This window comes from Georgenia satyanarayanai, from assembly GCF_900116375.1.
GTDB classification, from domain to species: Bacteria; Actinomycetota; Actinomycetes; order Actinomycetales; family Actinomycetaceae; genus Oceanitalea; species Oceanitalea nanhaiensis.
Genome location: NZ_UETB01000001.1, coordinates 453,550 through 465,901, shown reverse-complemented (window position 1 = coordinate 465,901; position 12,352 = coordinate 453,550). Strand labels below are relative to the sequence as shown.

The following is a 12,352-nucleotide window of genomic DNA, read 5'->3' as shown; positions in this document are numbered from 1 at the left end:
GCGCGGCTGCGCGCCGGGCAGGCGGGGCTGTCGCGGAGACGTCAAGCTGAGTCATCCGGTGACTCAGCTTGACGTCTCCGCAGCACGTCCTGCCCTCCCGTGGCGTCTGCCGGGGTCCACCCCTGGTCCGACCCGGCGGGCGCCCGGTCAGCCGCCAGGCCGACGCGTGGTCCACCACCGGAACGACGCGGCCGGCCCTCCGCCCCGGCCAGGCTCGTGATGTGACCACCACACCACAGCACCCCGCCGAGGCCCGCCGCCGGTTGCTCGTCCTCGTCCTCGCGGCGGCGGTCGTCGTCGTCGCCGTCGTGCTGCTCGGCCGACCCGGCCCGCTGGGCGCCTTCGCCCACGAGACGCGCGACCGCGCGCCGGTCTCCGTCCCCGCGGGCGACCAGCCGGAGCTCGCCGGCCTCGACCCGGAGCTGGCGGCCCGTTTCCGCCGGGCGCAGGCCGCCGCCGCCGAGGAGGGCTACCCGCTGCGCGTCACGTCCGGTGCCCGCACCGCGGAGGAGCAGCAGCGCCTGCTCGACGAGGCGGTCGAGGAGCACGGCTCCCCCGCGGCCGCCCGTCGGTGGGTGCTCCCCCCGGAGCAGTCGGCGCACGTGCAGGGGAAGGCGATCGACGTCGGCCCGGCCGAGTCACGCGACTGGCTCGCCGACCACGGTGCCGAGTTCGGCCTGTGCCTGGTCTACGAGAACGAGCCGTGGCACGTCGAGGCGCTCGCCGCGCCCGGCACCGAGTGCCCGCCTCTCGTGCGGGACGCTGCCGCCGTCGGCTGACGCGTTCGGGCCCGCACGCCACGCGGCACCGCTACCGTGGCTGCCCAGCAGACGACGGAAGGCCCACATGACACTCCCCCGCCAGCCCGGCGCCGGAACCGCGCTCCTCCGCCTCGCGGCGGGCCTGGGTGCCGTCCTTCTCGCCGTCGGCGTCTGGGGCACCCTCGTGCGCGAGGTGAGCTTCGGCTGGACGTCCTACACGCCGCTGACCTCTGGGGCGTCCGGCCCGCGAACGGTCGTCCTCGACGCACCGGGTCTGCTGGCCCTCGTGGCGCTCGTTGTCGGCACCGCCCTCGTGGCCGGTGCCGCGGGGTACGCGCTCGCCCGCCGCCGGGTGGACATGTGACGGAGACGTTCAGCTGAGTCACCCGGTGAATCAGCTGGACGTCCGCGGCACCACATCCCCTCGCCCCTCGAACCCTCGGAGGACCCCCCCGGATGCCGCGGCGCTCCCGCACCGGTACACAGGAGCGCACACGCGCCCGCCTCCAGGGAGACGACCTGATGACCCGCATCACCGAGACCTCCGACCAGTGGTGGAAGACCGCCGTCATCTACTGCCTCGACGTCGAGACCTTCTTCGACTCCGACGGCGACGGCGTGGGTGACGTCGCCGGCCTCGTCGACCGGATCGACTACCTCGCCCAGCTCGGAGTCACGTGCCTGTGGCTCATGCCCTTCTACCCCACCCCCGACCGGGACGACGGCTACGACGTCACCGACTTCTACGGCGTCGACCCGCGCCTGGGCAGCCTGGGAGACGTCGTCGAGCTCGTCCGCACCGCCAAGGACCGCGGCATGCGCGTGATCGTCGACCTCCTCATCAACCACACCTCCGCCCAGCACCCGTGGTTCAAGGCCGCCCGCCGGTCGAAGGACAACCCGTTCCGCGACTACTACGTGTGGCGCGCCGACACCCCTCCGGACACCTCCGACATGGCGGTCTTCCCCGACAAGGAGGACGGCATCTGGACCTTCGACGAGCGGACCGAGGAGTGGTACCTCCACCACTTCTACTCCCACCAGCCGGACCTCAACGTCGCCAACCCCAAGGTGCGCGACGAGATCATGAAGGTCATCGGCTTCTGGCTCGAGCTGGGCATCGACGGCTTCCGGGTCGACGCGGTGCCCTTCTTCCTCGAGGACCTCGGGATGACCGGCCAGGACGCCGACGCGATGGCCCACCCGCACGACCACCTCAGGGACATGCGGGCCTTTCTCTCCCGCCGCCGGGGCGACGCGGTCCTCCTCGGTGAGGTCAACGTGCCGCACGAGGAGCAGGCGACGTACTTCGGTGACGGGCACCAGCTCCACATGATGTTCGACTTCATCACGATGCAGAAGCTCTACCTCTCCCTGGCCCGCGGTGACGCCGGGCCGCTCACCGAGGCGCTGCTCGCCCGCCCGGACATCCCCGAGGACTGCCAGTGGGCCACCTTCGTGCGCAACCACGACGAGCTCACCCTCGACAAGCTCACCGAGGAGGAGCGGGCGGAGGTCTTCGCCGCCTTCGGGCCCGAGGAGGAGATGCAGATCTACGGGCGTGGCCTCAAGCGCCGCGTGCCGCCGATGATGGGCGGGGACCCGCGCCGCATCCGACTGGTCTACTCCCTGCTCTTCTCCCTGCCCGGCACGCCGTCGCTCTTCTACGGCGAGGAGATCGGGATGGGCGAGGACCTCGCCGCCGAGGGCCGCATGGCGGTGCGCACCCCCATGCAGTGGTCACCTGAGCCCAATGGCGCCTTCTCCACCGCCGCGCCCACCACGCTCGTCGCCCGCCCGGTACCCGACGGCTACGGCCCCGAGTTCGTCAACGCGTGGGACCAGATGCGCGACCCCGGCTCGCTGTGGAGCTTCGTGCGCCACCTCGTCCAGACCTACCGCGCGCACCCCGAGCTCGGCCGCGGCACGTTCCACGTGCTCGACCAGCCCCACACCGAGGTCCTCGCCCACTGCGTCGCGTGGGACGGGAGGATGGTCGTGGCCGTCCACAACCTCGCCGGGGAGGCGCGCACCGTCCCGCTGCGCGTCGACGCGCCGCCCGGGTCCGCCCTCGAGAGCCTGCTCAGCGAGGAACGCCTCGTCCTCGACGACGACGGCGCAGCCGAGCTGGCCCTCGACGGGTACGGCTTCCGCTGGTTCCACGTCCACCACGCCGGTGGTCTGCGCCTGCCGTGACGCTCCGCCGCCCCTCCCGCCGACAGCGCATCTACCGCCGACAGCGCACGTACCGCCACGCGTGAGGTTGCGGCGCCCCCAGGTCGTGCCCCCGAGGCGCCGTTGGCATCATGAGCCGGATGGAGGCGCGCGCCATGCAGGTCGACTGGGGTCTGCCCCCGATCGAGCCCGCCCAGGTGGGGGTGGGCCTGCTCGTCCTCCTCGGCGCCTACGTGCTCGGCCGGGTGCTCGAGGTCGTGCTCCGCCCGTACTGGCGCTGGCGGGGACGCAGCCCGAGCTTCGCCACGGTGTTCGCCATGCTCACCAAGTGGCTCGTCACGCTCATCGGCTTCGGTGCCGGCCTGACGATCGCCTTCCCCAGCGTGCGGCCCGTGGACGTGCTCGGCGGGCTCGGGGTCATCTCGATCGCCGCCGGTATCGCGTTCCAGCAGGTGCTGGGCAACCTGTTCGCCGGGGTCATCCTCCTCGTGCGTGAGCCGTTCCGCGGGGGCGACCAGGTGGCGATCGGGGACGTCCGCGGCACGGTGATGAGCATCAACCTGCGCGAGACGATCGTGCGGACCTTCGACGGCCGCCGCGTCGTCATCCCCAACAGCGTCGTGCACGACGGCGTGGTCACCGTGCAGACCGGCTACGAGCAGGTGCGGACCGCCGTCGTCGTCGGTGTCGCCTACGACGCCGACCTCGAGCAGGCACGCGAGGTCGCCCTGGCCGCCATGGATGGGCTGTCCGCCGTGGCGGAGGAGCCACCGCCGGAGGCCCTGGTCACCCAGCTCGGCCCCTCGACGATCGACCTCGAGCTGCGCTTCTGGTCCGGCGCGCGTCAGCTCGAGACTCTCGAGGCACGCTCCCAGGTCATCACGGCGGTCGTGGCCGCCTACACCGCGCACGACATCGCCATGCCGGCCGAGATCCGGGTCCTGGAGTCCTCCGCCAGTCTCGAGCGGGCGCTGGGGCACCTCGGCACGGACGGCGGCAGCGGCTCGGCCACCACGGGCTGAGCCCCACCCCGCCGCACGCGCTACGACCGTGGGTGGACCCCGCGGCACCAGGGTCAGCCGAAGGGTCGACGCGGGCGCGGGCGCCGAGACGCGAGGATCGTCCTGTGAGCACAGACCGTCCCCGTACCCGGCTGCCCGAGGTCGCCGGCGCCATCGCCACCGGCGTCGCGATGGTGGTGCTGGCCCTCGCCGTCCTCGTCGCGATGCACGTCCTCACCGGCCGGCTCCTGCCAGGCGGCGGCGCACAGGGGCAGCCGGCAGACACGTCCGCCGAGCTCCGTGTCCCATCCCACGAGATCGGCCAGGTCCTCGTGCCAGGCCGCGCGGCCGCCCCGGGGACAATGGGGGCATGACCTCGCCCAGCGCCCGCACCCAGCCCCGTGTCCGCGCCTCCGAGCTCGTCGGCCGCGGCTGGCTCAACACCGGCGGCCGTGAGCTGAGCCTGCAGGACCTGCGCGGCAAGATCGTCCTCCTCGACTTCTGGACGTTCTGCTGCATCAACTGCCTCCACGTCATCGACGAGCTGCGCGAGCTCGAGGAGAGGTACCACGACGTCCTCGTGACGATCGGCGTCCACTCCCCCAAGTTCGTCCACGAGGCCGACCCGGACGCGCTCGTCGCCGCCGTCGAGCGCTACGACGTCGCCCACCCCGTCCTCGACGACCCCGAGCTCGTCACGTGGAAGGCCTACACCGCCCGCGCCTGGCCCACGCTCGTCCTCATCGACCCGGAGGGCTACATCGTCGGGCACATGGCCGGTGAGGGGCACACCCCGAACATCGCTGCGACCGTCGAGCAGCTCGTCGCCGAGCACGAGGAAAAGGGCACCCTGCACCGCGGCTCGGGCCCCTACGTGCCGCCCGAGCCGACCGCCGGCCTGCTCAAGTTCCCCGCCAAGGCCATCGCCCTGCCCGGCGGCAACCTCCTCGTCGCCGACGCCGGGCACCACCGCCTCGTCGAGCTCGCGCCCGACGGCGAGACGCTCGTGCGCACCATCGGCTCCGGTGCCCGCGGGCGCACCGACGGCCCCGCGGACGTCGCCGAGCTCAACGAGCCCAACGGGCTGTGCCTCCTGCCCGGTGAGGTCGCGGGCGAGGTGGGCTACGACGTCGTCGTCGCGGACACGGTCAACCACCTCCTGCGGGGCGTGCGGCTGGCCGACGGGCACGTGACGACGCTCGCCGGCACCGGTGAGCAGTTCATGGTGGGCGCCCCGGACAACGTCGAGCCGGGTGAGGAGCCCGCCACCGAGGACTACGGCCCGGCCCGGCGGGTCCGGCTCTCCTCCCCGTGGGACGTCACGTGGTCGACGGCCGCGAACGCCGTGGTCGTCGCGATGGCCGGGCACCACACGCTGTGGACCTTCGACCCCGCCGCCGGCTTCGTCGCGCGGCTGGGCGGGACGATGAACGAGGGCCTGGTCGACGGCGAGCTGCGGCAGGCCTGGTTCGCCCAGCCCTCGGGCCTGTCGGTCGGCGCGGACGGGCGCCTGTGGCTCGCCGACTCCGAGACCTCCGCCCTGCGCCTCGTCGACGTGCCGGCCGGCACGGTGCGCACCGCCGTCGGGCAGGGACTCTTCGACTTCGGCCACCGCGACGGCGCCGCCGCGGAGGCCCTGCTCCAGCACCCGCTCGGTGTCGCCGCCCTGCCGGGCGGGCAGGTGGCCGTCGCCGACACGTACAACGGCGCCGTGCGCCTCTACGACCCCGCGACCGGGCAGGTGAGCACCGTGGCCACCGGGCTCGCCGAGCCGTCGGGCCTGCTCGTGGACGACGACGGCGCGCACCTCGTCGTCGTCGAGTCCGCCGCCCACCGGCTCACGCGGGTGCCGCTGCCCGAGGGCGCGGCCCAGCTGCACGACGGCGGCGCGCACCGCACCCACCGCCCCGCCACCGAGGTGGCGCCGAGCTTCACGCTGCGCGTGGTCTTCACCCCGCCCGCCGGGAAGAAGCTCGACGACCGCTTCGGCCCGTCGACCCAGCTGTCGGTGTCCGCCGACTCCCTCGTGGCCGGCGGCGGCACGGGGACCGAGCTCGAGCGGCAGGTCACCCTCAGCCTCGGCTCCCTCGACGGGCACGACGAGCAGACCGTCCTCTCGGTGACCGCCAAGGCCGCCTCCTGCGACGACGACCCCGCCATCGAGTTCCCCGCCTGCCACCTCGCCGCCCAGGACTGGGGCATCCCGGTGCGGGTGGTCGAGGGCGGCCCGGAGGAGCTCGTCCTCAACCTCCACGGCTGAGGCGGGCGGCACGCGCCACCAGGGCCGCCGGAGGACGCCCCGACGGCACGCCTCGTCTCAGCCGACCGGCTCGGCGACGACGACGATGTTCTCGGAGTACCTTCCGGTGCGTTCGTCGTAGGTCCCGCCGCAGGTGACGAGGACCAGCCGGGGCGGCCCGTCCGTCGCGAAGAGGGACGGGCTCAGGTTCTCCTGCGGCGTGGTGCTCCGTTGGACGACCCGGTACTCGTGGACCCGCCCGCGGCTGTCCTCGAGGGCGACCACGTCACCTGACGCGACGCCGAGCAGCGCACTCATCGCACCGCTTCGGCGCAGGCCGTCCATGTGGCCGGCGAGCACCACCGTGCCGTCGGCCTGACCGGGCATGCTGCCCGCGGCCCACCACCCCACGCGGGCGGGGTCCTCGGGAAGCTGCAGCGCGCCGGAGGGCAGCACGCCCACCGGCACGATCTCGGCGGTGACGCCGGGGAGCGTCACCTGCTCCGGAGGGACGGGGGTCGGTGCCTGGGCGAAGGCGGTGACCGCGCCCGGGTCCGGCCCTGCGACGCCGGCCGGCCCGGGGACCGTGACCGGCATCGACACCTCCGCCCTCGTCGCGCCGAAGTCCTGCGCGTGGACGGCGGGCTCCTGCACCAGCAGCTGCACGCCGCCGGCGACCAGCGCGAGGCCGGCTGCCACGGCGAGCGCGGCACCCCGGAGCGGGAGGTCCGGCCGCGCGCGGGCAGCGTGCCGGGGCGTGCGGGGCACGGGAGCGACGTGCTGCGAGGTCTCGCTAGGCGCGCGAGCGACGTGCCGCGAGGCGTCGCTCGGTACGCGAACGACGTGCCACAAGGTCTCGCTCGGTACGCGAGCGACGTGCCGCCGAGCACCCCTCCGCACGCGCACCACGTGCCGTGGGGCGACGCGCACCCCCCGGGCCGTGGGCGGCGAGGCACCACGCGACGCACGTGGCGCGGGCCAGGGGACGCCGCGCCGCGACCGCGCCGCGTGTCGTGGGACCACCTACGCCCGGACCTGCCTGCGTCGCACGACGACCGCCGTCGAGGCGGCCACCACGACGGCGCCGAGGGCGATCGCCGCAACACCGACCGCGTTCGCCGAGCCGTCGGGCGCGAGTCCGCCGGGGACCGCCTCAGGCGCCTCACCGGACATGGCGAGCAGGTGGTCGAGGTGACGCTGGATCACGGGGGCGGCGGCCTCGGCCAGGGCGACGACGTCCTCGTCGGAACCGGAGGCGATCTCCTCCTGCCCCGCGGCGAGGGACGTCCGGTGCGCCTGGATCTGCGCGGCGATCCAGGCCGTGTCGAAGGCCTCGCCCTCCGTCTCCCTCAGCTCCGTGAGCGCCCTCTCCTGCTCCGGCGACGGCTGGTCGGGCAGGTCGACCCCCAGCTCCCCGGCGAGCGCGACGAGATCGGCGTCCAGCGCCTCGTGGTCGGCGATGAGCGTGGCGCCCATCTCCTGCACCGCCTCCGTGCTGGCCTGCTCCTGCGCGGCCGTGCCGGCGGCGATCTCGGCGAGGTTGCTCTGGTGGGCCGCCACCATCCAGGCCTCGTCCTGCCCGGAGGGTTGCGCGGCCGCGGGAGACACCGCGAGGACGACGGCGCCGAGAAGAGCGCCGGCACCGAGGACAGCGCGTCGTAGAACCATGTCGAGCCCCCAACATCAGCAGGTGTGGCGCACGCCACACCTGCCCACGGTACTGGTCGGTCCACGACGGTGCGCGCGCAGGCCCGTGTGTTGCAACTACGTCTCGACAGCGCCCGGCCACGTCGCGGGCCCGTCGCTCGGCGCTAACGTGCTCGACATGCGACGAACACTTCCCGCGGCGGTCCTCGCGGCCGGCCTGCTCCTGACCGCCTGCGGCACCGAGACCGGGCAGGACGGTCCCGGCGGGGAGCCGAGCTCCACCGCTGCCTCCCCCACCGAGACGGGCACCGAGCCCAGCACGGAGGACCCCACCGGCCCGGAGGAACCGACCACCGCTGAGCCGACCGGTCCGGAGGAGCCCACGGACCCGGCTACCGCCCCCGGCGACCTGCCCGGCGAGGTCGTCGACGTCCCGCCGTACTCCGACGACATCGCCGCTGTCATCGGGGTCGAGGCGGGCAGTGGCCTCAACTACCGGCGCGGGCCGGGCACGGACTTCGAGGTCGCCGGCACCCTGGAGCCGCTCGGGTACCGCCCGGCGATCGGCGAGACCCGCCGGCGCGAGGACGGCTCGCACTGGACGCAGGTCATGGTGCACGACGGCTGGTACTACTGGGTGAGCCTCAAGCACATCGCCCAGCTCGGTGGGACCACCGACATCACCGCCGACCTCACCGAGCTGCCCTCGGCCGCCACGGTCGAGGAGGCCGGCCTGCTCGTCGCGCGGCAGCGGACCGCCGACCACCCGCCGTCGGTCGAGACGGTGGTCGTGGACGGCCCGGTCGAGGGTGACGCCGGAGAGGTGGTCATCGACGTCGTCGGCCTCGGCGACGACGCCCTCGCCGGGGAGCGGCTGCACGTCGTCACCGAGCGCACCGGTCGGGGGCACACCGTCCGGTCCGTCGAGCTCACCCCGCTGTGCGCGCGAGGCGTGACCGAGGACGGCCTGTGCGAGTGAGGCCCTCACCGGCCGAGGCGGCCTTCCTCCGAGCGCCCATCGGTTGCGCGGCGGGCCGGTAGGCGTGCCCCGACCGTGGCACGCTCCGCTCGCCCTCGCCGTCGTCGCCGTGCTCGTCACCGCGTGCGCGCCGGCCGAGGAGAGTGAGGGTGAGGTCGCCGTCGTCGCTCACGTCGTCGACGGCGACACCATCCGCGTCGACCTCGACGGCGAGGAGGTCCCCGTCCGCCTCCTCAACCTCGACGCCCCCGAGAAGGACGGCCCCTACACCGAGGCGGAGTGCCTGGGCGAGGAGGCCACCGCCTTCCTCGCCGCGCTCGTCCCGCCCGGCACCGAGGTGCGACTGGTCGAGGACGTCGAGCCGACCGACCGCTACGGCCGTCTCCTCGCCGGTGTCTACCTCGGCGAGGTCCTCGTCAACGCCGAGGTCGCCCGCGCCGGTCTCGCGGTGCCGGTGCTCGTGGAGCCGAACGACCGCTTCCACGACGCCGTCGTCGCCGCCCACGACGAGGCGCGGGCCGCGTCCCGCGGCCTCTACGACCCGGCCAACGGCTGCTGACGGGCCGGGGCCGCCGGCTGGGACGGCGCGCGCCCGACCCCGTCGTTACATTGGCGCAGTGCCTCACACCGACCCGCTCGAGCCGAGCACGGCCTACCTCACGCACCTCGCCGACGAGACCGACGCACGGATGCGGCACTCCACCGCCCCCGACTCCCCCTTCACCGGCGCGCCCGCGGAGCTGAGCGGCACCGTCGAGTCCGCCGCCGAGGCGTTGGCGCCCGAGCTCGACCACGTCGTCGCCACCCTCCACGCCGAGCCCGAGACCGCCTACGAGGAGCACCGCAGCGTCGCCGCGCTCGTCCAGACCCTGGCCCGCCACGGCGTGCACGCGCAGACCGGCGTCCACGGCGTCGAGACCGCCTTCCGGGCCGAGGTCCGCGGCGCCGCCGACGGCCCGACCATCGCGATCCTCGCCGAGTACGACGCGCTGCCGAACCTCGGGCACGCCTGCGGGCACAACGTCATCGCCGCCGCCGGCGTCGGGGCGTTCCTCGCCCTGGCGCGCACGCTCGCGGACCGCCCCGACGCCGTCGCCGGCCGCGTCGTGCTCCTCGGCACGCCCGCCGAGGAGGGGCACTCCGGCAAGGAGCTGCTCGCCCGCGGTGGCGCCTTCGACGACGTCGACGCCGCCGTCATGGTCCACCCCTACGGCTACGACCTCGCCGACCAGGTGTGGCTCGGACGCCGGCTGCTGCGCTGGACCTTCAGCGGCGTCTCCGCCCACGCCTCCGCCCAGCCGTTCATGGGCCGCAACGCCCTGGACGCCGCCGCCCTCGCCTACCAGGGCATCGGCCTGCTCCGCCAGCAGCTGCCGCCCGTGGACCGGGTCCACGCCGTCGTCGCCGAGGGCGGGACGCGCCCCAGCGTCATCCCCGACCGCGCCGTCATCGAGCTCTACGCGCGCTCGAAGTACCCCGACACGCTGCGCGACCTCAGCCGCCGCCTCGACGACATCGCCCGCGGCGCCGCGCTCATGACCGGCACGAGCGTCGAGATCGTGTGGGACCAGGAGCCGCCGTCGCTGCCGGTGCGGACCAACGAGGCACTGACCGCCCGCTGGGTCGCCGCGCAGCGGCGCCGGGGCCGCGAACCGCTCGCCGGCGGGGTCGTGCCCGAGACGCTCGCCGCGTCGACCGACTTCGGCAACGTCAGCTACCGCGTGCCGGGGATCCACCCGCTCATCGCGATCGCCCCGCCGGACGTCGCCCTCCACACCGAGGACTTCGCGCTGGCGGCAGCCGGCCCGGCCGCTCGGTCCGGCGCCCTCGACGGCGCCGTGGGCCTCGCCCTCACCGCCCTCGACTACCTGTGCGACGGCGAGCTGCGCGCCGCCGTCGACGCCGAGTTCACCGCCCAGGGCGGCCCGCTCGACGTCCCCCACTACTTCGACTGAGACACGAGGGCGACATGACCGCTGGCACCACGGCGTCACGGCGAGGCTGGCCCTCCCGGCTGCTCGACGGCGTCGAGCGCGTCGGAAACCGGCTCCCCGAGCCCTTCACCCTCTTCCTCGCGCTGTTCGTCATCGTCGCGGTCGCGTCGACGGTGATGGCCTGGGCGGGCGTCACCGTGCAGATCCCCGGCAGCGACGAGGTCACGGAGATCCGCGGCCTCTTCACCGGTGAGGGTCTGGTGTGGCTCACCGAGAACCTCGGCGCGAACTACGTCGGCTTCCCGCCGCTGGTCACCGTGCTGCCGATCCTCCTGGCCGTGGGTGTCGCGGAGAAGTCCGGGATGCTGGCCGCCGCGATCCGCCGGCTCATCGGGTCCGCGCCGCGCTGGGCGCTGCCCTACGCCGTCGGCGTGGTGGGCGTGCTCGGCTCGGTGCTCTCGGACGCGTCCTTCGTCGTCATCCCCCCGCTCACCGCGCTGGCCTTCAAGGCCGCCGGCCGCCATCCGGTGGCGGGCCTCATCGGCGGCTTCGCGGCGACCGGCGCCGGCTACTCGACGAACATCCTCGTCACGAGCCTCGACGCACTCTTCGCCGGCATCACCCAGTCCGTGACCGGCGTCCTGCCGAACCCGGGCGCGCCGGTCAATCCGGTCTCGAACTGGTTCTTCAACATCGCGGCCGCCCTCATCCTCATGGTGCTGGCCGGCCTGCTCATCGACAAGGTGCTCGAACCTCGCCTCACCCGCCAGGGCGTGCCGCAGACCGAGCGGGCCGACGAGGAGGACGGCGCGCCGTCGAGCGAGGCGGTGACGGCCGAGCTGACCGCCGTCGAACGCCGTGGGCTGCTGTGGGCGGCGGTGGCCTTCGCGCTCACGGCGGTGGCGGTCGTCGCCGCCGTCGCCGTGCCCGGCTCGCCGTGGCGCAACGAGGAGGGCGGCTTCCTGCCCAGCTCCCCGCTGCTCAGCTCGATCGTCTTCCTCGTCTTCCTGCTGTTCCTCGTGCCCGGGCTCGTCTACGGGTGGGTCGTCGGCACCGCCCGCAGCGTCCCGGACGTCACCACGCTCATGGGCAGGGCCGTCCGCGACATGATCCCCTTCCTCGTGCTCGCCTTCGTGCTGGGCCAGTTCATCGCGCTGTTCAACTGGTCGGGGATCGGCTCGTGGATCGCGGTGACCGGTGCGGAGGGGCTGGAGGCCGCCGGGCTCACCGGCTTCCTCGCCATCCTCCTGTTCGTCATGCTCGCCTCGAGCCTCAACCTCTTCATCATCTCCGGCTCGGCGCTGTGGACGCTCATGGCGGCGGTCTTCGTCCCGATGTTCGCCCTCATCGGCTACGAGCCGGCCTTCATCCAGGCCGCCTTCCGCGTGGGCGACTCCGCCACGCAGATCCTCACCCCGCTCAACCCCTACATCATCGTGCTGCTGACGATGCTGCGGAGGTACGAGCCCAAGGCCGGCCTCGGCACGATCATCGCGCGGATGCTGCCCTTCACCGTGGTGTTCCGGGTGGCGTGGGTGCTCGTGCTGTCGGTGTTCTTCGCCCTCGACCTGCCCGTCGGGCCCGGCAACGGAATCTTCCTCGACGAGTGACTGTTC

Annotated in this window: 12 protein-coding genes; 10 read left to right on the top strand and 2 right to left on the bottom strand. The window is 73.9% G+C overall.

All coding sequences use genetic code 11. From position 1 onward, the window contains the following. Nucleotides 1–221: 221 nt before the first annotated feature. The 6 genes from DSZ44_RS01985 to DSZ44_RS01960 all read left to right on the top strand — a co-directional run bounded on the left by DSZ44_RS01985 (nt 222) and on the right by DSZ44_RS01960 (nt 6,197). Nucleotides 222–779, top strand: coding sequence for a D-alanyl-D-alanine carboxypeptidase family protein (locus DSZ44_RS01985; RefSeq protein ID WP_220035058.1), 558 nt, complete (start codon nt 222–224; stop codon nt 777–779). A 67-nt stretch (nt 780–846) separates the two neighbouring features. Beyond that, nucleotides 847–1,125, top strand: coding sequence for a hypothetical protein (locus DSZ44_RS01980; protein WP_110850893.1), 279 nt, complete (start codon nt 847–849; stop codon nt 1,123–1,125). Between the two features lie 158 nt (nt 1,126–1,283). Beyond that, nucleotides 1,284–2,957: an alpha-amylase family protein gene (locus DSZ44_RS01975; RefSeq protein WP_110851308.1), complete on the top strand. Its 1,674-nt coding sequence runs from the start codon at nt 1,284–1,286 to the stop codon at nt 2,955–2,957. Between the two features lie 110 nt (nt 2,958–3,067). Next, nucleotides 3,068–3,958 (top strand): mechanosensitive ion channel family protein, encoded by an 891-nt coding sequence (locus DSZ44_RS01970; protein WP_258369150.1) that lies wholly within the window; start codon nt 3,068–3,070, stop codon nt 3,956–3,958. Between the two features lie 104 nt (nt 3,959–4,062). After that, on the top strand, nt 4,063–4,311 hold the full coding sequence (locus DSZ44_RS01965) for a hypothetical protein (protein WP_110850892.1): 249 nt from the start codon (nt 4,063–4,065) through the stop codon (nt 4,309–4,311). After that, on the top strand, nt 4,308–6,197 hold the full coding sequence (locus DSZ44_RS01960) for an NHL domain-containing thioredoxin family protein (protein WP_110850891.1): 1,890 nt from the start codon (nt 4,308–4,310) through the stop codon (nt 6,195–6,197). Before DSZ44_RS01965 ends, DSZ44_RS01960 begins: the two co-directional genes overlap by 4 nt. A 57-nt stretch (nt 6,198–6,254) precedes the next feature. Here DSZ44_RS01960 and DSZ44_RS01955 read toward each other — a convergent pair whose 3' ends face one another. Beyond that, complete coding sequence (locus tag DSZ44_RS01955) at nt 6,255–6,944, bottom strand: class F sortase (protein ID WP_110850890.1); 690 nt, start codon at nt 6,942–6,944, stop codon at nt 6,255–6,257. Nucleotides 6,945–7,199: 255 nt separating this feature from the next. Continuing rightward, nucleotides 7,200–7,844 (bottom strand): DUF4142 domain-containing protein, encoded by a 645-nt coding sequence (locus tag DSZ44_RS01950; protein ID WP_110850889.1) that lies wholly within the window; start codon nt 7,842–7,844, stop codon nt 7,200–7,202. A 157-nt stretch (nt 7,845–8,001) separates the two neighbouring features. On the opposite strand from DSZ44_RS01950, the gene DSZ44_RS01945 reads away from it, so the two are divergent. The 4 genes from DSZ44_RS01945 (at nt 8,002) to DSZ44_RS01930 (ending at nt 12,346) form a co-directional block, all read left to right on the top strand. Next, nucleotides 8,002–8,802, top strand: coding sequence for a hypothetical protein (locus DSZ44_RS01945; protein ID WP_110850888.1), 801 nt, complete (start codon nt 8,002–8,004; stop codon nt 8,800–8,802). Between the two features lie 64 nt (nt 8,803–8,866). Continuing rightward, nucleotides 8,867–9,361 (top strand): thermonuclease family protein, encoded by a 495-nt coding sequence (locus DSZ44_RS01940; RefSeq protein WP_181424505.1) that lies wholly within the window; start codon nt 8,867–8,869, stop codon nt 9,359–9,361. Between the two features lie 130 nt (nt 9,362–9,491). Then, the gene (locus DSZ44_RS01935) at nt 9,492–10,757 is read left to right on the top strand and encodes a M20 family metallopeptidase (protein ID WP_110851306.1); all 1,266 of its coding nucleotides are present in this window, start codon (nt 9,492–9,494) and stop codon (nt 10,755–10,757) included. A gap of 14 nt (nt 10,758–10,771) precedes the next feature. Continuing rightward, on the top strand, nt 10,772–12,346 hold the full coding sequence (locus DSZ44_RS01930) for an AbgT family transporter (protein ID WP_110850886.1): 1,575 nt from the start codon (nt 10,772–10,774) through the stop codon (nt 12,344–12,346). Nucleotides 12,347–12,352: the final 6 nt, after the last annotated feature.

Coding starts and splice junctions, on each gene's coding strand:
- DSZ44_RS01980 (WP_110850893.1), top strand. CDS start 847: ATGACACTCCCCCGCCAGCCCGGCGCCGGAACCGCGCTCCTCCGCCTC.
- DSZ44_RS01975 (WP_110851308.1), top strand. CDS start 1,284: ATGACCCGCATCACCGAGACCTCCGACCAGTGGTGGAAGACCGCCGTC.
- DSZ44_RS01970 (WP_258369150.1), top strand. CDS start 3,068: ATGAGCCGGATGGAGGCGCGCGCCATGCAGGTCGACTGGGGTCTGCCC.
- DSZ44_RS01960 (WP_110850891.1), top strand. CDS start 4,308: ATGACCTCGCCCAGCGCCCGCACCCAGCCCCGTGTCCGCGCCTCCGAG.
- DSZ44_RS01950 (WP_110850889.1), bottom strand. CDS start 7,844: ATGGTTCTACGACGCGCTGTCCTCGGTGCCGGCGCTCTTCTCGGCGCC.
- DSZ44_RS01945 (WP_110850888.1), top strand. CDS start 8,002: ATGCGACGAACACTTCCCGCGGCGGTCCTCGCGGCCGGCCTGCTCCTG.
- DSZ44_RS01935 (WP_110851306.1), top strand. CDS start 9,492: ATGCGGCACTCCACCGCCCCCGACTCCCCCTTCACCGGCGCGCCCGCG.
- DSZ44_RS01930 (WP_110850886.1), top strand. CDS start 10,772: ATGACCGCTGGCACCACGGCGTCACGGCGAGGCTGGCCCTCCCGGCTG.